This is a genomic window from Prevotella sp. S7 MS 2 (assembly GCF_000762865.1).
Lineage (GTDB): Bacteria > Bacteroidota > Bacteroidia > Bacteroidales > Bacteroidaceae > Prevotella.
The window spans coordinates 1-19,742 of sequence record NZ_JRPT01000039.1; the positions used below are offsets into that span (position 1 = coordinate 1).

The 19,742-nt window shown below is 44.0% G+C and carries 22 protein-coding genes; 14 read left to right on the forward strand and 8 right to left on the reverse strand.

Annotation, left to right across the window (positions count from 1 at the left end; genetic code table 11):
• The 4 genes from HMPREF0671_RS12525 to HMPREF0671_RS07590 form a co-directional block, all read left to right on the forward strand.
• Nucleotides 1-194: hypothetical protein (locus HMPREF0671_RS12525; protein WP_232223180.1), on the forward strand; the 194-nt coding region annotated here is incomplete at its 5' end.
• 30 nt (nt 195-224) lie between these two features.
• Nucleotides 225-494, forward strand: coding sequence for a helix-turn-helix domain-containing protein (locus tag HMPREF0671_RS12040; RefSeq protein ID WP_084589741.1), 270 nt, complete (start codon nt 225-227; stop codon nt 492-494).
• A 20-nt stretch (nt 495-514) separates the two neighbouring features.
• Entirely contained in the window at nt 515-826 is a 312-nt protein-coding gene (locus tag HMPREF0671_RS07585) for a helix-turn-helix domain-containing protein (protein ID WP_036899002.1), read from the forward strand.
• A gap of 344 nt (nt 827-1,170) precedes the next feature.
• Nucleotides 1,171-1,584, forward strand: a complete 414-nt coding sequence (locus HMPREF0671_RS07590; RefSeq protein ID WP_036899005.1) for a hypothetical protein — start codon at nt 1,171-1,173, stop codon at nt 1,582-1,584.
• Nucleotides 1,585-1,776: 192 nt separating this feature from the next.
• Here the strand turns inward: HMPREF0671_RS07590 and HMPREF0671_RS12695 are convergent, their stop codons facing one another.
• Together HMPREF0671_RS12695 and HMPREF0671_RS12700 are read right to left on the reverse strand one after the other, a co-directional pair.
• Nucleotides 1,777-2,007 carry a hypothetical protein gene (locus tag HMPREF0671_RS12695; protein WP_052052924.1) on the reverse strand — a complete coding sequence of 77 codons (231 nt, stop codon included), beginning with the start codon at nt 2,005-2,007 and terminating at the stop codon, nt 1,777-1,779.
• An 18-nt stretch (nt 2,008-2,025) separates the two neighbouring features.
• Nucleotides 2,026-2,349, reverse strand: a complete 324-nt coding sequence (locus HMPREF0671_RS12700) for a DUF4372 domain-containing protein (protein ID WP_052052926.1) — start codon at nt 2,347-2,349, stop codon at nt 2,026-2,028.
• Between the two features lie 219 nt (nt 2,350-2,568).
• Between HMPREF0671_RS12700 and HMPREF0671_RS07600 the strand changes: the two genes are divergently transcribed.
• The 6 genes from HMPREF0671_RS07600 to HMPREF0671_RS07625 all read left to right on the forward strand — a co-directional run bounded on the left by HMPREF0671_RS07600 (nt 2,569) and on the right by HMPREF0671_RS07625 (nt 10,060).
• Nucleotides 2,569-3,417, forward strand: a complete 849-nt coding sequence (locus HMPREF0671_RS07600; protein WP_036899008.1) for an AraC family transcriptional regulator — start codon at nt 2,569-2,571, stop codon at nt 3,415-3,417.
• Between the two features lie 96 nt (nt 3,418-3,513).
• Nucleotides 3,514-4,872: an MATE family efflux transporter gene (locus tag HMPREF0671_RS07605; RefSeq protein ID WP_036899012.1), complete on the forward strand. Its 1,359-nt coding sequence runs from the start codon at nt 3,514-3,516 to the stop codon at nt 4,870-4,872.
• Nucleotides 4,873-5,765: 893 nt separating this feature from the next.
• The gene (locus tag HMPREF0671_RS07610; RefSeq protein WP_036899015.1) at nt 5,766-7,238 is read left to right on the forward strand and encodes an amino acid adenylation domain-containing protein; all 1,473 of its coding nucleotides are present in this window, start codon (nt 5,766-5,768) and stop codon (nt 7,236-7,238) included.
• A gap of 179 nt (nt 7,239-7,417) precedes the next feature.
• On the forward strand, nt 7,418-7,657 hold the full coding sequence (locus tag HMPREF0671_RS07615; RefSeq protein WP_036899018.1) for an acyl carrier protein: 240 nt from the start codon (nt 7,418-7,420) through the stop codon (nt 7,655-7,657).
• A 9-nt stretch (nt 7,658-7,666) separates the two neighbouring features.
• Nucleotides 7,667-9,040 (forward strand): MBOAT family protein, encoded by a 1,374-nt coding sequence (locus HMPREF0671_RS07620; RefSeq protein WP_036899021.1) that lies wholly within the window; start codon nt 7,667-7,669, stop codon nt 9,038-9,040.
• A gap of 6 nt (nt 9,041-9,046) precedes the next feature.
• Nucleotides 9,047-10,060 carry a hypothetical protein gene (locus HMPREF0671_RS07625; RefSeq protein WP_036899023.1) on the forward strand — a complete coding sequence of 338 codons (1,014 nt, stop codon included), beginning with the start codon at nt 9,047-9,049 and terminating at the stop codon, nt 10,058-10,060.
• 105 nt (nt 10,061-10,165) lie between these two features.
• Here HMPREF0671_RS07625 and ahpC read toward each other — a convergent pair whose 3' ends face one another.
• Nucleotides 10,166-10,732 (reverse strand): alkyl hydroperoxide reductase subunit C, encoded by a 567-nt coding sequence (gene ahpC, locus HMPREF0671_RS07630; protein ID WP_036899026.1) that lies wholly within the window; start codon nt 10,730-10,732, stop codon nt 10,166-10,168.
• Between the two features lie 231 nt (nt 10,733-10,963).
• Between ahpC and HMPREF0671_RS07635 the strand changes: the two genes are divergently transcribed.
• On the forward strand, nt 10,964-11,890 hold the full coding sequence (locus HMPREF0671_RS07635; protein WP_036899029.1) for a hydrogen peroxide-inducible genes activator: 927 nt from the start codon (nt 10,964-10,966) through the stop codon (nt 11,888-11,890).
• A gap of 17 nt (nt 11,891-11,907) precedes the next feature.
• On the opposite strand, the gene HMPREF0671_RS07640 is transcribed toward HMPREF0671_RS07635, so the two are convergent.
• The 5 genes from HMPREF0671_RS07640 to rsmA all read right to left on the reverse strand — a co-directional run bounded on the left by HMPREF0671_RS07640 (nt 11,908) and on the right by rsmA (nt 15,348).
• Nucleotides 11,908-12,288: a DoxX family protein gene (locus tag HMPREF0671_RS07640; protein ID WP_369793954.1), complete on the reverse strand. Its 381-nt coding sequence runs from the start codon at nt 12,286-12,288 to the stop codon at nt 11,908-11,910.
• A 94-nt stretch (nt 12,289-12,382) separates the two neighbouring features.
• Nucleotides 12,383-13,315, reverse strand: coding sequence for a ribosome small subunit-dependent GTPase A (gene rsgA / locus HMPREF0671_RS07645; protein ID WP_036899031.1), 933 nt, complete (start codon nt 13,313-13,315; stop codon nt 12,383-12,385).
• Nucleotides 13,316-13,395: 80 nt separating this feature from the next.
• Nucleotides 13,396-13,956 carry a ribosome recycling factor gene (gene frr / locus HMPREF0671_RS07650; RefSeq protein WP_036899033.1) on the reverse strand — a complete coding sequence of 187 codons (561 nt, stop codon included), beginning with the start codon at nt 13,954-13,956 and terminating at the stop codon, nt 13,396-13,398.
• Nucleotides 13,957-14,035: 79 nt separating this feature from the next.
• A complete protein-coding gene (locus HMPREF0671_RS07655) occupies nt 14,036-14,506 on the reverse strand; it encodes a GAF domain-containing protein (protein WP_036899035.1) in 471 nt (156 codons plus the stop codon).
• Between the two features lie 50 nt (nt 14,507-14,556).
• On the reverse strand, nt 14,557-15,348 hold the full coding sequence (gene rsmA / locus HMPREF0671_RS07660) for a 16S rRNA (adenine(1518)-N(6)/adenine(1519)-N(6))-dimethyltransferase RsmA (protein ID WP_036899038.1): 792 nt from the start codon (nt 15,346-15,348) through the stop codon (nt 14,557-14,559).
• A 228-nt stretch (nt 15,349-15,576) separates the two neighbouring features.
• Here rsmA and HMPREF0671_RS07665 point away from each other — a divergent pair, with 228 nt between their 5' ends.
• The 3 genes from HMPREF0671_RS07665 to HMPREF0671_RS07675 all read left to right on the forward strand — a co-directional run bounded on the left by HMPREF0671_RS07665 (nt 15,577) and on the right by HMPREF0671_RS07675 (nt 19,337).
• Nucleotides 15,577-16,446 (forward strand): DMT family transporter, encoded by an 870-nt coding sequence (locus HMPREF0671_RS07665; protein WP_036899041.1) that lies wholly within the window; start codon nt 15,577-15,579, stop codon nt 16,444-16,446.
• Between the two features lie 409 nt (nt 16,447-16,855).
• Complete coding sequence (locus HMPREF0671_RS07670) at nt 16,856-17,848, forward strand: lysylphosphatidylglycerol synthase transmembrane domain-containing protein (protein ID WP_036899044.1); 993 nt, start codon at nt 16,856-16,858, stop codon at nt 17,846-17,848.
• A 28-nt stretch (nt 17,849-17,876) separates the two neighbouring features.
• Nucleotides 17,877-19,337 carry an aminoacyl-histidine dipeptidase gene (locus tag HMPREF0671_RS07675; RefSeq protein ID WP_036899098.1) on the forward strand — a complete coding sequence of 487 codons (1,461 nt, stop codon included), beginning with the start codon at nt 17,877-17,879 and terminating at the stop codon, nt 19,335-19,337.
• Nucleotides 19,338-19,742 lie beyond the last annotated feature (405 nt).

Genomic DNA, 19,742 nt, shown 5'->3' on the forward strand with positions numbered 1-19,742 from the left:
AAAATAATAAAAGGAAAGAGCTGGCACCTCATCTCATTACCGCAATAACGCAAATGGATCTCCTTTGGTCTTTTCTCTTGTTTTCTCTCTATTTCCCTGCTTTTCCTCATTTCTTGCAGCGGTGCTTCCGAGGGTTTACTTTTGCACTCGATAAGTACGGCAATGGACTGCATAACAGTTTGTTTGCCGAGTAACAATAAAGTAATCAAAACAAAATCAAGGCAATGAAACTCATTATCATCGACCGCAAAGCGTGGGAGCGGCACTGCTCCGAATTTGCAGACTTTATCCACAGTATTGAACAGCTTATCGGCAATCCGCCCGAAACGGACGAATGGCTCGACAATGAAGCCGTATGCCGCAGGCTCGGCATCAGCAAACGTACCCTGCAATCATACAGAGATACGGGAAAAATCCCTTTCTCAATGATTGGACACAAGTGCTATTATAAGGAGAGCGACATCGCAGAGTTACTGAATGCAAACAATGAATGAAATCAAACACAGAATGAACTATGGAAGAGAAAGAAATCATTACACAGCAAGACCCTCAAATGCAGATGTTTGCACAGTTGATGGAGGGAATATTGAAGAAACTGAAGCGTTATTGTTTTACAGCCCGTCCAATGTTAGGCGGAGAGGTTTACCTCACTGGCGAGGAGGTTTGTAGCCAATTACGGCTCAGTACACGCACGCTCCAAGAGTACAGAAACTTAGGAACGCTTCCTTTCTACAAAATCGGAGGGAAGATACTATACAAGCAGAGTGACATACAGACAATGCTTGAAAGGCATTATAATCCAATACCGCAAACAGGTAAGTTATGAGTTAAGTTAAGACATCAGTCGCGACTTAAGTCAAATGGTCAGTTGTGACTTTGGTCAAGAAATTAGTTTCGACCTAAGTTAAAATTAACTTTAGTCAAAAATATGTCAGCTCATAAAGTCAGTAAGTCAAGAGATTAGTCTAAACTTATCTCTTGATTTACTTCTTGAACTTTGAACTCTCGTCTATCAAAAGCGCCCCAGAAAAGTTACTTTATGGAACATAACAAACTATCTCTTTCTTTATACTGGCAAGGTGTGTCTTTGTACCACAAATTGCCATTTGTACCACAAATACCCTTGCCCCGAGGGGAGGGCAATCACTCCAAAGTCGTGATTAGGATGCAATGAAAAAGACGAAACAAAAGAAGCCTGATGGCAGATGTGCCACCTATCCACGATGGGACAGATGGCACATCAGGATACCTAATTCCGAAGACCAGCAGACACTTATCAGGCTCTATCAAAAATCGGGAGCAAAGACGAAGAGCGACTTTGTCCGAGCAAGACTTTTGGGTGAAGCCTTTAAGGTCATCACGGAAGATCCTTCAAAGAAGCCTTACTTGGATAAACTCTCCGAAATCGTCGCCATGATGAATAAGATAGGTGTGCTGTACAACGAAGCCGTGAAAGCCCTCAATACTTATCATTCTGTTGCCACTGCTCAACGAATGCTCGGCAAACTTGAAACCTATTCCCAAGTTCTCATCAGACTGCAACAGCAAGCTGAGCTGCTAACAAAATCCCTTAAGAGAAGGTGAAAATGAATACTAATAAATCATAATACCCGATATTCGTTCCGTACTGCAAATATTCAATCCCTTTTTGGACGGTTGTCAATGTTAGGAGTATAGGCTTTATATGTGTAATCGATAATAAAACGCTTCTAGCAATTCTTATAACAGTTGCGTTGTTTACCTCTTTTGAGAATATTGTTTGATTGCAATAGTGTCCTAAACGTTTTTGGCGGGCGAAGGGTGTAAGATAGCTGTCAAGCGGGTCAATCGCCCCTTGCTATTGCTCATACAGACGAACTCAGGCAGAAGTGTCTCCAAATCAAGCACTGTGTGCATCTTGACAGCTCCTTTAGTATGAGTATAAAGAGCCCAGTCGTACATACTTAGACAGAGGGACATTAGGGTTGAGTCTAGAAGACAAACCTTCGCCTTTAGTCGTTTCTTCATCTGCTTGAGCTCTCCGTGCTATCCCAAATACTGGAAGAGGGCATAAAAGACATCTTCGAAGAATAGGGAAGTCCTATTGGCGTTTTGGTAACTGATATTGGATTTGGAGGAGGCTCGTGAGAGTCCTAAGTGATTGAGATTGCCCGTAGCAGATTGTAGACCCTCTGAGATTTGACGTAGGGACACACTACCCGAGAACTGGCTGAAGAACATAGTCACCAAATGGCTCCACGAGTTGAAGCCCTTTGCATGCTTGTCTGTATCATGCTTCTTGACTAATCGTTGGATGATTTCTCGAGGTATGAGTCGGATTACTTGTGCGAATAGTTTTATATTTGCCATTGAAAAGGGTGGTTTGTGACAGCTTTCACTAGCTGTGCTTTGTTTCAATTACAAACCTTCCCTTTTCTCTTTACCCTGCAAAACGTTTAGGACACTATTGCTTTTTAATCGTATTGATGTGTAGTTCGAGTTAAAAGACACTTTATAATTCATTATTCTGCATTATTATGAGTAACTTTGCGAGTTTAATAATCAAAAAAACAAATACCCGAAAGATATATGTCTCGGTTACCCATCCATAGAAGTTCACAACTCTCAGATTTCGGAGTCTATCTGAAGACTGTCATCTCTCGGACATCGGCATCTTCGGAAAAATACGCTTTTTCTCATACCGACGATTATTATTTCTTTGGCTTCATAGAGGGTGGGCAATGCTGTCTGAATATTGATTTCGAGGAATACACTTTCGGGAAAGGAAGTCTGGCTATCATTCTACCCGGGCAGGTGCATCGTATCATCAACGCTTCCAATCTTTCTGCAAAATTTCTGGTTATCGACTCTGTATTGGTGGATAAGGAGGAAAAACGAACGCTTGAGAGATACGGTCGCCCTCAAATACAACTATCCGACATGTCAGAACAAAAACTATTATTATCATTTCTTGACTGCAAGCTGAGTGGTATGGAAAATCCTTCTGCCAAAGCAGTCGTTCAGCGACTGACCACCGTCATTGTAGGGTTAGTCGTGGAGAACATTGTAAATGTAACGATAGCTCAATCCAAATTGCTGGGGACAGTGACCAGACACAAGGAAATAGTATGGGAATTTCGGGATTTGTTGGAAAGCAATATCCGAAACAACCGTTCGCCATCATTCTATGCCGGGCGGCTGAACATTACCGTTGCCTACCTGAATGAAGCTGTAAATTCTGTTCTGGGGACAAGTGTGAGCCACCATATCCAAAACGAGATTATTTTGTTAGCTAAACGTCAATTGGTCTATACTACAGATTCCATCAAAGAGATTGCACATAGTTTAGGCTTTAACGATTACTCCTACTTCACACGGCTGTTTACCAAGGTTGCAGGCGTTTCTCCCACGCTCTTCAGGAGGACTTACCACGAATAGTGCTATCATTACCATTGTCCGTCTATTGTGACAGCCTGTATCCCACCGTACCTTTGCAGCGAACTTTATTCAATTAAAAAGATACGGATTATAAGGATGAACAACGCTGTAAATATTTTGCGAGAAGGAAGTATGATGAAAGCCCTGACAAAATTGGGGATACCTATTGTCATCGCAATGCTGATTATGGCAATATACAATGTGGTAGATACTTTTTGGGTTGCACGTCTTGGAACTCTTCCTGTCGCCGCGGTATCGGTTGTTTTCCCTATATCGTTGTTATTTCTTGGGATAGGACTGATGTTCGGGGTCGGAGGCGGAGTGTATATATCCCGTCTGTTGGGAGCGAAACAGGTTGTCAAGGCAAGCCAGGTCGCTTCCGTCTCAGTGATTACCTCTGTGATGTTGTCAGCTCTCATTGCCCTTGTGTGCAATGCGTTCCTGCCGGACATCCTACTTTTCATGGGAGCAAACGAGGAGATGATGAGTTTGGCAGAATCCTACGGCAGGCTTTTTATCATCAGTTGTGTCATAGGAACATTGAATGTGTCCATGTCCAATATCATTGTTTCACAAGGTGCGTCGAAGACTTCTGCGTCGGCAATGATCATCGGCTCTATCGCTAATGTTGCATTAGACCCCTTGTTTATCTACACTTTCAATTGGGGTGTGGAAGGTGCTGCATGGGCTACTATTCTTTCAAGAATCGTCACGACAGCTATTTACATCCGTTTCCTTACGAAAGCAGATGTAAAAGTATCTCTTGCCTTGTTCGCTCCCACGATAAGAATATACGCAGACATCATTAAGATTGGTATCTCTATGCTCTTTTTGCAACTGCTCCAGACCCTTTCCATCAGTTTGTTGCAGAAAGCCGCTGTGAAATATGGGGCAGAGGCTGTTGCGGCTGTGGGTATCGTCCTGAAAAACGTCACATTGGGAACAAACGTGGTCTTCGGATTTGTAAAAGGACTCCAACCTATGGCAGGCTATAACTACGGGGCAGGCAATTTTCAAAGATTAAGGGAAGCGGTGTGCTGTTCTCTGATACTCACAACCTCGTTTTGTGTGCTCTGGAGTATTCTTATAGTCATTTTTACCTCTCCTATCATCAGGTGTTTCGGTAAAGACGAAACAATGCAGGAAATAGCAGGAATTGCACTTAGAGCCAATACGATTATGTTCTTCACTTTCGGATTCCAATTTGTGTATTCCACACTATATATGGCAATCGGAAGAGCAAGGCAAAGTCTTCTGCTAAACATCGGACGGCAAGGTTTGTTTTTTATCCCTATAATATTGCTGCTTCCATCGTATTGGGAACTAAATGGAGTGCTTTATGCACAGCCTATTGCCGACGTCTTTGCAACTTTAATGACACTGTTCTTTGCTGTCCGAATTCATAAGGAGATAGGTCATAAATCACATCTCACAACAGAGAATCTGCAATGTTGAACCATAAAAGTTATGGTTCATCCCAATAGTGTCCTAAACATTTTTGGTGGGCGAAGGGTGTGAGATCGCTGTCAAGCGGGTCAATCGCCCCTTGGCATTTGCGGTAAAAACGTTTAGGACACTATTGGTCTAAAATCGCTCTCTTCTTTGTCGACAAAAAGAAGGAAAAGAGTGGCAAAAGGCTAATCACTCAGTTTCGTACCAACGCCACCCTGAAACCATCAGAGCTACTATCTATGAAGCTATGAGCCCATTCCCCAAAAACGTCAGCCATGACAACACGGCTAATTCCTACTGATTTTCATAAGAGAATCATTATCTTTGCAACATAGAACGACGTGATCTTTGAAGCACTGCAGAATGAAGAGAGGTAAAGAAACTTGCTCGTTTCCAACTCGTAACCCTTTTGCCCTACACTCTTTCCTACTCTATTGATTATCTGAAAGATACAAGCTTCTTGAATCTTTTGCGGGCTTTAGATTTCATTAGCCATTCAAAAAGAATAGGACCAAAAACAGGCGTTAGAGGAACATTAAGGATATAATAAATTTGATATTATTCGCCTGCCTTATTGGCAACGTTTAATCTTATGACGAGACAAAATAAGCTTCGTTTAATCGCAAACGTGACTTTTAAAACAAATTCAGATGCTTTAACCATTTTACTGCAATAGCTCGGCAATATCGCTGTTTGGCCTTGGCAGCAATGCTGACTCGACTTAATAGCAATCTTGCCACAGCTCTGCAGAAAATCGATTGTGTACGAAAATAAATGTTATAAATACGTTAAAGAATCATAAAAATCAAGATTTTGAAGGGGGATTTTCGGACTTTCCGCGTTTTAAAAACATATATATAACTCATAAAGATACGGCTTAATTCGTTAAAAAACTTATGAAACAAGTAATCGCCCAACTCTCTCAGGTATTAGAAACTTATCAAGAACGTCCGGCATTCTGTATAGAACACATTTACTATTCGTATCAACAACTAGCAGAAACTATTGCTGCCATTCGCTGGGAATTACAAAGTAGGCCAGAAAAAAACGTCGGTTTAGTGGCCAACGACGACTTACAGACTTACGCATCTATCCTCGCTTTGTGGATGGAAGGCAAGTGTTATATTCCTTTGCATCCCGGGCAACCGCTCGAACGATGCCTTGATATCATTGAACAAATGGACATGACGCTCGTCTTGGATTCAAGTTCTGAGACGCGTTATCAACATGTTGATGTCATCATGACGGCTCAGTTAGATGGTGCGAATGCTACGTTAGAGCAGCCGGTAGCATGCGATGACAGCGAATTGGCCTATATCTTATTCACTTCGGGAAGCACTGGTCGCCCCAAAGGTGTACCTCTTACGCGTGGCAATCTACAGGCGTTTGTCGATGCTTTCTTCGCCATGGGCATCACATTGACACCCGAAGACAAGGGCATGCAGATGTTCGACCTCACTTTCGACCTCTCCGTCATGTCGTATCTGCTGCCGCTTCTAGCCGGTGGATGTGTGTACACAGTGTCTTATAAGCACGTGAAATACATGGCAGCATTTGAACTTCTCGACACCTACCCTATTACTTTCTTCATGATGGTGCCCTCGGTGATACACTATCTACGGCCATACGTTGACGAGCTTAACTTGCCTCAGTTGCGTTATGCCATGTTTGCCGGTGAGGCTTTGATGGACGATGATCTCGCAGCATGGGCTGCCTGTGTGCCTAACGCACGCATCATGAACACCTACGGACCTACCGAAGACACCATCCTTTGCACTTATTACGACTACCATCCCGGCCAGCCCAATAAGACGGTAAACGGTATTGTCAGCATCGGGCGCGGTATGCAAGGGGTTGATACATTCATAGCCGACGACGCAGGCCGGCCAGTTGCAACAGGCGAAAAAGGTGAACTGTGCTTGGCCGGTGCCCAACTGACACCGGGCTATTGGCGTAATGAGGAAAAGAACCGTGAAGCCTTCTTCATGAAAGACGGCAAAAGATATTATCGTACAGGCGATATTTGCGTAGCCGATGAGGATGGCGACATCATGTACTATGGTCGTAAAGACTCTCAAATCAAGATACAAGGATTTCGTATCGAACTCAGCGAGATAGAATGTGTAGCTCGTGACTACTTCGATAACAGCACGGCCGTGGTGGCATTGCCTATGGGTGACGAGCGTGGGGTAAACAGAATAGAACTCGTAGTAGAGTCGGCCGACACGTCGACAGAGCAAGGTCTCATGGAAAGGGTGAAGAAGAAGTTACCCGTCTACATGGTTCCGGCCAAGATACATTATCGCCATAAGTTCCCACTCAATGTGAATAACAAGATTGATAGGAAGAAGTTAAAAGAAGAAATATAAGAGAATCGACAACTCGGAAGTTATCGGGAGTTAAACATCTCTTCGAGACGTTGGAATAATAAACGGAGTTAACAGACACATGTCCGTTTACTTCAAGCAGCTAAGCAGCTTTAACTCCCGACAACTCCTATACATATCTTAAAAAAATCAAGCAACATTATATAAAAATAGACATCAAAATGGAAAGAAACGAGGTATTAGAACAATTACAAGGTATTTTCAGAAGCGTACTGAACGAACCGGAGTTACAACTCAATTTCGACATGTCGACCAATGATATTGACAACTGGGACTCTATTACCAACATGACTATCATCAGCGAAATAGAATCGCGTTACGGCATACATTTTAAGATGCGCGACATCATCAAGTCGAAGAACGTAGGTGATATGTGCGACGTCATCATCCACAACAGCTAAGATAGGTCTATGGAATTTCTTTCGATACCGTTTTTCTGCTGTATGTTTCTGGCCTTCATCTTGTTTTATGCGAAGGCCGAACGACAGTGGCAGAGGGGCGTATTGCTCCTTTCGAGCTGTGTTTTCATAGGTTATTACCACATCGTTTACTTGATTTTTGCCGTTGCTATGAGCCTCGTCACCTTCGTATGGGGACGTTGGTTACATCGCAAAGCAGAGACCAAGCAAGCCCCATACATCTTTATGGGCGGACTGGCAGTACTTGCCGGTACGTGGCTCGTGAGTCGTTATTGGCTACCGGTGTTTCCTTTGGGCATCTCGTTCTATACTTTTCAAGCCATTTCTTACCTCATAGAAATCTATTGGGGAGAAGATGATGAAGAAGATTTATTGGACTTTACGCTGTACATGCTGCTCTTCATGAAATTCTTGTCGGGTCCTATCGAGCGGGCACAAGAATTCATGCCACAATTCAAGAAGGCTCATACGTTCTGCTACGACAAAGTGGTAGCAGGGACAAAGTTGCTTGCATGGGGTGCTTTCATGAAACTAGTGGTGGCCGATCGTGTCGCAACACCACTCAGTACAGTCTTCGATAGCGTGCGCGAAGCATCAGGTATGCAGATTCTACAGGCCACACTCATCTACCCTATCCAACTCTATGCCGACTTTGCAGGATATACCAACATGGCCATCGGACTCGCTCTAATGTTGGGATTCACCCTGTCTCCCAACTTCAACCGACCATTTGCATCTACCTCTACGGGCGAATTATGGCGCCGTTGGCACATGTCTCTCTCTTTTTGGGTGCGCGATTATATCTACATGCCCCTCTCTGCCAGCTGCCGACAATGGGGAAAAACGGGCATTTACTTTGCTCTCTTGGTTACCTTTATCACTATCGGCGTATGGCATGGAGCCGGTTGGACGTTTGCACTCTACGGACTTTTCCAAGGCGTTATCATCATCTATGAGACCGCAGCCCACAATATGCGTGAGCGCGTTAGACAGTGGTTGCCCTCTTGGTTGTGGACAACCATCATGATAGCGCGTACCTATATTCTGTTCGCTCTATCACTCTTGCTATTCCGTATCGCCACGCTGAGCGATACGCTGTATGCTTATCGCCACATGTTCGACGGTATTAACTACTCCATAAAAGAACTTCAACTAGGCATGGCCGACCGCTATTGGATTTATTTTGGAATCGCTACGGTAGTCATGTTGGTTGTAGAATATATCCATCACGAGCGTTGTAACCTCATCGATTGGACCGCTCGTCAACGCCCTTTGGTACGTTGGGCATGCTATTATGTACTGCTGTTGCTCATATTCATATATGGGGCATTCGGTGTAGACAACTTTATCTATATTCAATTTTGATTCATCATGCAGAGAAAATTCTATATTAAGAGCCTGCTGATAGCCCTGCCGTTCTTGCTATTAGTAGGTTATTACGTAGCAGCCGATCCCTTTATGGTACTACGTTCGTACACCGATTACGATCATTCAAGGGTCTACCAAAGCGAAGGAACTATTAGTTGGCTGAAGTACAAACGCTTTCGTGCATTGCGACATTATGACTCTTTCGTCATGGGAACATCGACTACCATGTCGTTCCAGACCACTTACTGGAGTAAATATATACAGGGAAGTCCGTTCAGAATGTTCGGTAACAACGAGACTATAGGTGATATAGCATTGAAATTAGAAGCACTCGACCGACAAGAAGGACAGAAAATTAAGAATATACTCATCGTACTCGAAGCCAATAGTCTGGCTAAACCGCAGCCACAATCGGGTATCATGCACGCTGTTCCACCCGAAGTTTCGGGGCAAAGCGAGTGTGTTTTTCAGGCTATGTTCTTACAATCGTTCTTCACACCGAAATTTTTATTTCCCTATTTGCAGTATCAATTCACTCACCAATATACGTACAAGATGAAAGGAGTGATTGAGCCGACACTGCCAACTCGTGCCACTTACACCAACGACGCCGTCATAGATGCCGACAATCAGATAAAGGCTACCGGCGAGAAGTATTGGACCGACGGACCGGGAAAGCCATTGAAAGAACATACTTACACCGTCCGCACAGCACCACAATATATATATAGTCAACAAAGAGAGTGTCTGCAACGCATCTATGAAATTTGTCGGCGCCATCAAACTAAGTTTAAAATTATTATATCTCCACGTTTAGACAAAGTATTAACCAATCCTTCTGACGTAAAGATACTGGAAGAAATCTTCGGTAAAGAGCATGTATTCAACTTTGCTTCACGCCCTTATTTGGCATGGAGCGACTATCATAACTTCTATGATGACACTCATTTCAGCATCGCTTTGGGCTGCCGGATATTAGATATTATCTATGACAAGAAGATAACTTCTATCAAATAACCCCATAAAAAATACCCATGCAGTAGCTTCTAGCAGCCACTGACATGGGTAAAACTTGAATAAATATATCTAACAGATTTTATGTTGGTCGATCAAGAATGATTCTTAGATTTTACCTACAAGGTCGATTCCGGGCTTCAAGGTTTTGTCACCCTTCATCCAACGAGCCGGACAAACCTCGCCATCGTGGGTAGCTACAAACTGAGCAGCCTCTATCTTGCGAACCAATTCAGCTGCGTTACGACCGATATTGTTATCCTGTACCTCGGCAACCTTGATGAGTCCTTCCGGATTTACAACGAATGTAGCGCGGTAAGCCACTCCTTCATCCTCCTTATAAACACCGAAACCGCGTGTCAAAACGCCACGAGGGTCGCCCAACATAGGATATTCAATGGCCTTAATACTAGGAGATTCATCGTGCCAAGCCTTATGTACGAAGTGAGTATCGGTACTTACAGAGTAAACTTCCACCCCTATTGACTTGAGGTATTGATACTTTTCCTGCAAATCTTCAAGTTCTGTAGGACATACGAAAGTAAAGTCAGCGGGATAAAAGAAGAATACTGCCCACTTGCCTTTGATATCTTCGTTTGATACACTCTTGAAGCTACCGTTGTGATAGGCCTCTACTTTGAACTCAGGAACCTGTGTATTGATAATTGGTGTCATACTTTTGATTTTTATTTTTGTGTTAATTGTGTTGGTTTTGTTTCTTTGTGATGCAAAGATAATCAATCTATCAAGCGATTCAAACAGATAAAATCTATCGGTCGATAGATAAAAACTATCACCAATGATAACACGGTCATTATCAATCGATTATATTTTTAGTCTTCCGATACCATTACTTAAAATTTAATACGTAACTTTGTAAACAACCAACACAGACATAAATATAATATGACACTACAACAACTAGAATACGTGATAGCCGTCTATCGGCACAAACACTTTGCCAAAGCAGCCGATGCCTGCAACGTTACGCAACCTACTCTCAGCTCGATGATTCAGAAACTAGAGGAAGAATTAGGGCTAAAAATATTCGAACGACGCAAGCAACCCATCGTTCCGACGGTACAGGGGATGCCCGTTATTGAGCAAGCATGGCAGGTTTTAGTACAGGCACGACGCCTCAAAGAAACCGTAGAAGAGGAGCGTAACTCACTATTAGGCACTTTCAACATCGGCATATTGCCCACTATCGCCCCTTACTTGATACCTCGTTTCTTCCCACAACTCATGAATGAGCATCCCGATATGGATGTCCGCATCACAGAGATGAAGACAGAAGAACTGAAGAAAGCTTTATTACATGAAGAGATCGATGCCGGTATCGTGGCGCAACTTGATGGCATGGACGATGTCGATGTGACTCCGTTGTTCTACGAAAAGTTCTTCTCTTATGTGGCTAAAGGCGATAAACTCTTCGAAAACAAACTTATCAAGACCGTCGACTTGACTGGTGAATACCTTTGGTTGCTTGATGAAGGCCACTGTTTCCGCGACCAATTGGTGAAATTCTGCGAACTTAAAGAGGCCAATCGTAGCAAGAAAGCCTACAGCCTAGGCAGCATTGAGACCTTCATGCGAATGGTAGAGAGCGGCAAAGGGGTTACTTTTATCCCCGAACTAGCTCTGCCTCAGCTCACGTCGGAGCAAAAAGAACTTGTCCGTCCGTTCGCTCTTCCGGTACCAACGCGCCACATCGTAATGATAACAGGTAAAGACTTTATCCGCAAAACACTTCGCGATACCTTGGCAGAACACATCAAAAAAGCAGTTCCAACAGAGATGTTGAAACTGCGTATAGGCATGCAGACCGTCTAATCGGTCTGTATTTTTGTTTATCTTCTGCTCAATTTACGACCTATCCAACCATCTATTGAGAGTTGTCCGGGACCGGTCAAAAACAACAATAAGTAGACCATGAGGTAAACGAAAGCCAGTTCGCCCTCTGAAATAGAGAAGTGATGAACCGTTGCAAAGGCTACCAACAGTGTGAAAGCCATCGGGATAACGACCAAACGTGACAAGAAACCGAACACAAAAGCAACAGAACAAACCAATTCACCAAAGATAGCAAGTGCCAAAGAGAACTCACTTCCCACACCAATCGGGTCGGGGAACTGAGCCGACATCGCACTGAATGCCATCAATTTCTGCCATCCATGACTAGCCAACAAGAGGCCGAAGATAACTCGCGCCAATAATAATACCAATGACATTTGTGGTGTTTCCTTTGCAGAAGGAAACAAAAAATGCATCAACTTTTTTATTTTTATCTCTCTTTAATTTTATGGTTGAGAAAGGATATACCTCTTAAAAGGCTTCCCTATATTTATTCTCATCTTTATCTTCCAACATACTGAGATAGCTCTGATACCTGCTTGCCGCAATATAATGGTCTTCCACAGCTTTCAACACCGCACATCCGGGCTCATGGGTATGCGTACAATTAGAGAACCGACAGTCTTTCGAGAAGTGGAATATCTCCTTGAAATAACTTGTCAACTCTTCTTTTTCCACGTCAAACGTACCGAATCCTTTTACCCCCGGTGTGTCTATCACATAGCCACCACTGGGCACTTCGAGCATCTCACTGAATGTTGTAGTGTGCATTCCGGTGTTATGGGCATCGCTGATTTCGGCAGTCCGCTGTTTGGCTCCGGGTATTAACCGATTGATAAGTGTCGATTTTCCCACTCCACTGTTACCGCTCAACAGAGTCACCTTGCTTTGCAACAGGGGTAACAAGGTATCTATTCCCTCTCCGGTCTCGGCAGATACGGCTACACACTGGTAGCCAATGGTATCATAAAGTGTCATCATCATCTCCTGATAATGTCGTTCTTCTTCACTCAAAAGGTCATTTTTGTTGAATACAAGCACCACCGGCACGCGGTAAGCTTCTGCTACAGCGAGGAAACGGTCAATAAATGTGGTGGAAGTAGTGGGATAATTAACAGTCACAATAAGCATAGCCAAATCTAGATTGGCTGCGATTATCTGACTTTGTTTCGATAAATTGGGCGATTTTCGGATAATATAGTTACGCCGATCATCAATAGCCGAGATGAAAGCCGTACCCTCTTGATTGGTAATTAACTCCACATAGTCGCCCACGGCTATAGGGTTTGTGGTTCGGATACCCTTTAGTCGGAAGTTTCCTTTAATCTTACTGTCGATGATTTTCCCATCATCAGTCTTCACGGTGTACCAACTACCCGTGTTTTTTATGACTAGTCCGTGCATGCAAATAATAAGAAGTGAGAAATAATAGATGAAAGATTATAAACTCTAATCCACCACTTATTATCCCTCACCCATTCAAATTACACCGTCATAATCTCTTTGGTCTTCTCGGCCAAAGCATCGTCGATGCGCTTGATATACTTGTCGTGAACCTTTTGCAAGTCAGCTTCGGCGTCCTTCTCGTTATCTTCGGACAACCCGTCTTTGATAGCTTTCTTCAGTTTGTCCTTAAATTCAGAACGCACATTACGTACTTCGACTTTCGTCTTCTCGCCAATTTTGTTGCATTGCTTCACTAATTCCTTACGACGTTCGCCTGTTGGCTGAGGTATTCCCAATCGAATAATCTCGCCATTGTTCTCAGGTGTAATGCCCACTTCGGAATCCATAATAGCCTTTTCGATGTCTCTGATGGCCTTACGATCCCAAGGCTTAATCGCAATAGTACGTGCATCGGGGGTAGAGATGTTAGCCACTTGATTCAAAGGGACACGTTGTCCGTAAGACTCTACGCGTATTCCGTCGAGAATTGCCACGTTGGCTCTACCTGCACGAATGTGTGAGAGTTGGTCTTCGAGATACATTGCTGCCATCTCCATGCGCTCTCCCGCATCTTTTAATGTTGCTTGTACGTCAATCATATTATCGTATTGTAAAATTTCTGTTTCACAAAATTAGGTATTAATTCGGATATTCACAAGTGTTAGGTGCTTATTTTTTTCACATCAAGTCGCCTATCTCGTCCATCACCAAAGCCACAATAGCCTCCAATCCCTCTTGATCTTGCTCATCAAAATCGGCAAGAGCGGTACTGTCAATATCCAAGACACCCCAAAATTGGTGGGCAGAATCGTACATCGGTACTACTATTTCGCTGCGCGACAGACTGCTACAAGCAATGTGTCCGGGAAACGCTTCCACGTCGGGAACCACGAGTGTGCGCCCTTCTTTCCATGCCGTGCCACACACGCCTTTACCATACGGGATATTGTAACAGGCCACCGAACCTTGGAACGGTCCCAACTTCAACATGCCATCACCTACTTTTAGATAAAACCCTACCCAAAAGAAACGCTCCGGGAAAGCCTCTCGTAAGGCAGCGGCAACATTGGCTAGCACACCAACTACGTTGGTTTCATTGGCTATCAAACTCTTAATCTGTTGGTAAAGGGTTGTATATTGTGGGGTCATAAATTAATTATATTCGAATAACCGATTATTCGAGACATCGATTAAAACTGTTATAATGCCAACTTACTCAGCTGATTAGTCAGTTCTACAAATTCTGCTATGCTCAATTGTTCTGGACGTTTGGTCATAATATCTTGCTCGAAGAAGGCCTGTTCAGGCTTCTCGGCACCAAACATCTGCTTGATACTTACACGCAACATCTTACGACGCTGGTTGAACACAGTCTTCACCAATCGCTTGAAAAGTTTCTCGTCGCATCCCAAATCGGTCACTTTGTTGCGCGTCATTCTGATAACGGCACTCTTCACTTTAGGAGGCGGATTGAACACATGCTCATCAACGGTGAACAAATATTCCACATTGTACCACGCTTGTATCAACACCGACAAGATGCCATAGGCTTTACTACCCGGTGCCGAAGCCATACGTAGCGCCACTTCTCGCTGTATCATACCCGTACAACAGGGTATTAAATCCTTGTAATCAAGCATCTTGAAGAATATCTGCGAGGATATATCGTAAGGGTAATTGCCCGTCAACACGAACTGACGGCCACCGAATATATCGTTCAAATCCATGCGTAAGAAGTCTTCACCTATGATATTCTCGTGCAACGAGGGGAACTTCTCGTACAAGAAAGCCACCGACTCGCTGTCTATCTCCACAGCTTTTACTTCGCGAGGCTTCTCTACCAGATACTGCGTAAGGACACCCATACCCGGTCCGATTTCCAATACGGGAATATCCGGACACGCATCTACGGTGTCGGCAATGCGCTTCGCGATATTCAAATCGGTCAAGAAATGCTGTCCCAGATTCTTCTTTGGTTTGACTAGTTTCATCTGTCTATGGATTGATGTGTCTGCAAAAATACAAAAACTATGCGATAATCTGCACTGAATCGATATTTATTAGTCCGTTTACTCTTTACCGGTATGCCGACAACAGACATTTGTCTGGTAACTCCTGCTAACTCCTTTTAACTCCCGATTACTCCAAAGTAGAGCATCCATGCGAAACTTTTATCATTTATTTGCCTTACCTTTGCAGCCAAATATAATCTCAGAACGATGAGCAACAACGTAAAAGGATTCTTGGCAGCAACCATGGCTGCCATCTGTTATGGCACTAATCCACTCGGCGCATTACCTTTGTATGCCGATGGCATCAACTCCTATTCGGTCGTGATGTATCGCTATGGGCTAGCCATAGTCATCTTTGCCGTCATCATGTTGGTACGCCGAGAGAACTTCCGTATTAAACTTGGCCATGCCATCCGACTGGCTTTACTGGGCAGCATTTTCGCTTTGTCGTCTATGACGCTCTTCCTGAGCTTCCATTACATGGCTGCCGGCATCGCTTCCACACTGCTTTTCGTCTACCCTATCATGACAGCTATGCTCATGACCTTACTCTTTCACGAGCGCATAACGTGGGGGGCGTCCCTGGCAATCCTATTGGCGTTAAGCGGTGTAGTGCTACTCTACCATGGTGAGGGAGACAGCAAACTCAGCACAGCCGGTTTCCTGCTCGTCATGTTCTCGTCGTTGCTCTATGCCGTGTACATTGTCTCCGTAAACCGGTGGAGCGTGGATATTCCACCATTGAAATACACCTTTTGGGTTGTCTTCTTCGGATTTATCGCCGTCTACCTATTCAGTTTGCTGGCCGGTGCGCCCATTCAGATGCTTCATACAGCCAAAGACTGGGCTTTCGCATTCCAATTGGCCTTGCTGCCCACGGTACTTTCGCTCTTCTTTATGAATATAGCTATTGCCAAAATTGGTTCCACTCCCTCTGCCATCATGGGCGCCTTAGAACCCGTTACAGCCGTTATTATCGGTGTATGCTTGTTCCATGAAACGATAACCCTGCGCCTCTGCCTCGGCATTTTGCTGATTCTAAGCGGTGTCACCGTCATCGTTAAGCAGAAAGTATAGTCCAACTCATCACTCAAAACTCCTCATTTCTCACTCCCAACTCATTTAGTTGTCTACTCGTTAACTCGTCTATTAGCAAATTGCAATCCCATGGCAGTATTGCTGTTTGGCTTTTGCAGCAATGCTGAAAAGATGTGGCAGTAATGCTGCCTAGCCTTTGCAACAAATTAAGAGTTATCTGTCTAGTACGAAAAGACACATACTAAAAGAGCAAATACAATTCGTTCCTATTATGTATAAGTCTGTTTTAGGCGGTAAATATAAGCCGACTTGGGATGCAACACTCCCTCCCTTACCCCATTATCACCTCTCATCGACGATTTAAGGAAATTAGAATGGTATTTTCTTTGTATTTAGACTGAATTCTCTTAACTTTGTGGCTAATAGCAACTAAGAAAACGCAACCAGCTTGAAAAAGACAATAGGAGATATTTCTAAAGTAGCACTGTCGCTGATATTAGGCGGAGCCATCCTTTATTGGATGTATCGTGGATTCGATTTCCACGCCGTGCAAGACGTGTTGTTCCACCAAATGAACTGGGGATGGATGTTACTCTCCTTCCCTTTCGGTGTCTTGGCTCAGGCTTTCAGAGGTTGGCGTTGGCGCCAAACATTGGAACCGGTGGACGAGCATCCGCGCATGTCGACACTCGTCAATTCCGTATTTTTATCCTACGCCGTAAGCCTTGTGGTGCCTCGCGTAGGCGAATTTGCCCGTTGCGGTGTGCTCCATCGCTACGACGGCACATCATTTCCAAAAGCCTTGGGTACCGTGGTGACCGAACGAGCCATTGACTCTTTACTCGTATTGTTGATTACAGCACTTACCCTTATCTTCCAACTCCGAACGTTCGACACGTTCTTCTTGAAGACCGGCACGAGTCTCGACCACCTCATACACAGCTTTACAAGTACGGGATGGATGGTTACAGGTATCTGCTTGGTGGCTGTCATAGCATTGGGAGGGGTCATACTGAAGAAGCTTAGTATATTTAATAAGGTGAAAGAGACAGTAGACGGCATCAAACAAGGTATCATGTCGCTGCGCAAAGTGCGCAATCAGCCACGCTTCATCTTCTTCACGCTGGCCATTTGGGGGAGCTACTTCCTGCACTACTATCTCACGTTCTTTTGCTTTGAGAGCACGGCCGGGCTTGGCATGTCATGCGCATTGGTGACATTTATCGTAGGAAGCATCGCCGTCATCGTACCCACTCCCAACGGTGCAGGGTCTTGGCATTTTGCCGTAAAGACCATGTTGATACTCTATGGTGTGCAAGCTGTCGACGCACTGAACTTCGTTCTCATCGTGCACTCCATACAAACGTTGCTCGTCGTAGCACTGGGTATATATGCATGGTTGGTACTATCGTTCACCAAGAAACATCATGTTGCAAAATAAGCATTATTCATTTAAAAACATAAAGACTATGAGCGAAATCAGAAATCTAGACCCTAAATGTATCTGGGAAAACTTTTATGCACTGACACAAGTACCTCGTCCATCGGGACATTTGGAAAAAATCCAAGCTTTCTTGCTCGACTTTGCTAAGCGTGTAGGTGTAGAGGCATTCCAAGACGAGGCCGGAAATATCATCATGCGTAAGCCCGCTACCCCCGGAATGGAAGACCGTAAAGGCATCATCTTGCAGGCTCATATGGACATGGTACCCCAAAAAGCACCCGAAAGCAATCATAACTTTGAAACCGATCCCATCGAAACACGCATCGTAGACGGATGGGTATATGCCAATAACACCACACTTGGTTCTGACAACGGTATGGGCGTGGCTACCATCATGGCCGTGATGGAGGCGAAAGACTTACAGCACGGACCGGTAGAAGGACTCATCACTGCCGACGAAGAAACCGGTATGTTCGGAGCGAACGACTTGAAACCGGGCGTACTGAAGGGTGATATCCTGCTGAATCTAGACTCTGAATCATGGGGAAAATTCGTTATCGGTAGTGCCGGTGGTATCGATGTGACAGCAGATATGGGCTATCAGGAAGTGGTTACAGACAAGAACGATGCTGCCGTGAAAGTGACTTTGAGTGGTTTGCGTGGCGGTCACTCCGGTTTGGAGATACACGAAGGTCGCGGTAATGCGAACAAACTTATGGTTCGTTTCGTACGTTCGGCCATCAGCGAGTGCGATGCTCACTTGGCTACATGGCAAGGTGGCAACATGCGTAACGCCATCCCATTCAAGGCCGAAGTAGTATTGACATTGCCAAAGGAGAATGTCGAAGCACTGAAAGAACTTGTAGCCGACTGGTGCGAAGAGTTTAATGAAGAATACAAGGGCATTGAGAAAGACATTATGCTTGTTGCCGAAGATGTAGAAACACCCGAAAAGGAAGTGCCTGTAGAGATTAGCGATAACCTTGTGAATGCCATCTACGCGTGCCACAATGGTGTGATGCGTATGATTCCGGCTATCCCAGAAGTGGTAGAGACATCGTCCAACCTCGCTATTATCAATATCGGTGGCGGCAATGCTTCGTTCAAAATTTTGGCTCGCAGTTCTAACGACGAGATGAAGGAGTGCATAGCTGAGACTTTAGAGAGCTGCTTCAATATGGCCGGCATGAAGGTTACAATGAGTGGAAGCTACAGTGGATGGAATCCAAATCCCGATAGCGAGACACTGAACACATTGCTGGACATCTACAAAGAGCAGAATAAGACAGACGGAATCGTACAAGTAGACCACGCTGGATTGGAGTGTTCTATCATTCTCGGCAAATATCCACATTTGGATGTTGTTAGTCTTGGACCTACGATTCGCAGTCCTCACACCGCTACCGAGCGTTGCGAGATTGCCACCGTGGCTCCTTTCTGGAACCTACTGAAAGAAGCTTTGAAGCAAGTAGGAAAGAAAAAATGAGATTATAAATTACAATAAACCTATTAAATAATAAAGACCGGGAAGAAGCAGAAGCCTCTTCCCGGTCTTTATTATAGCAAAATTGCTACAATCTAGCTATAAAAAATAGAGAGACCTGCACAAACACTAGATGTCTATACAGGCTCTGCTAAACAGTCATAGTGGAAAAACAGGGTAAATAATTTCGCATATATATAAATCTCTCCACTTAATGTATACAAAAGTAAAGACTTAAATACAATTTTAATTTACTAATTCGTGTCTATTTTTTTATAATTCGGTCAAAACAAAGGAATTCCATCAAGGTATAGAATTATATTTTTGCAAAATCATTACAAACCATGCCAAAAATTCAAAAAAAAAATAAGTCCGAAAAATAAAGTAATTTAGAGATAGCTGAGAGAC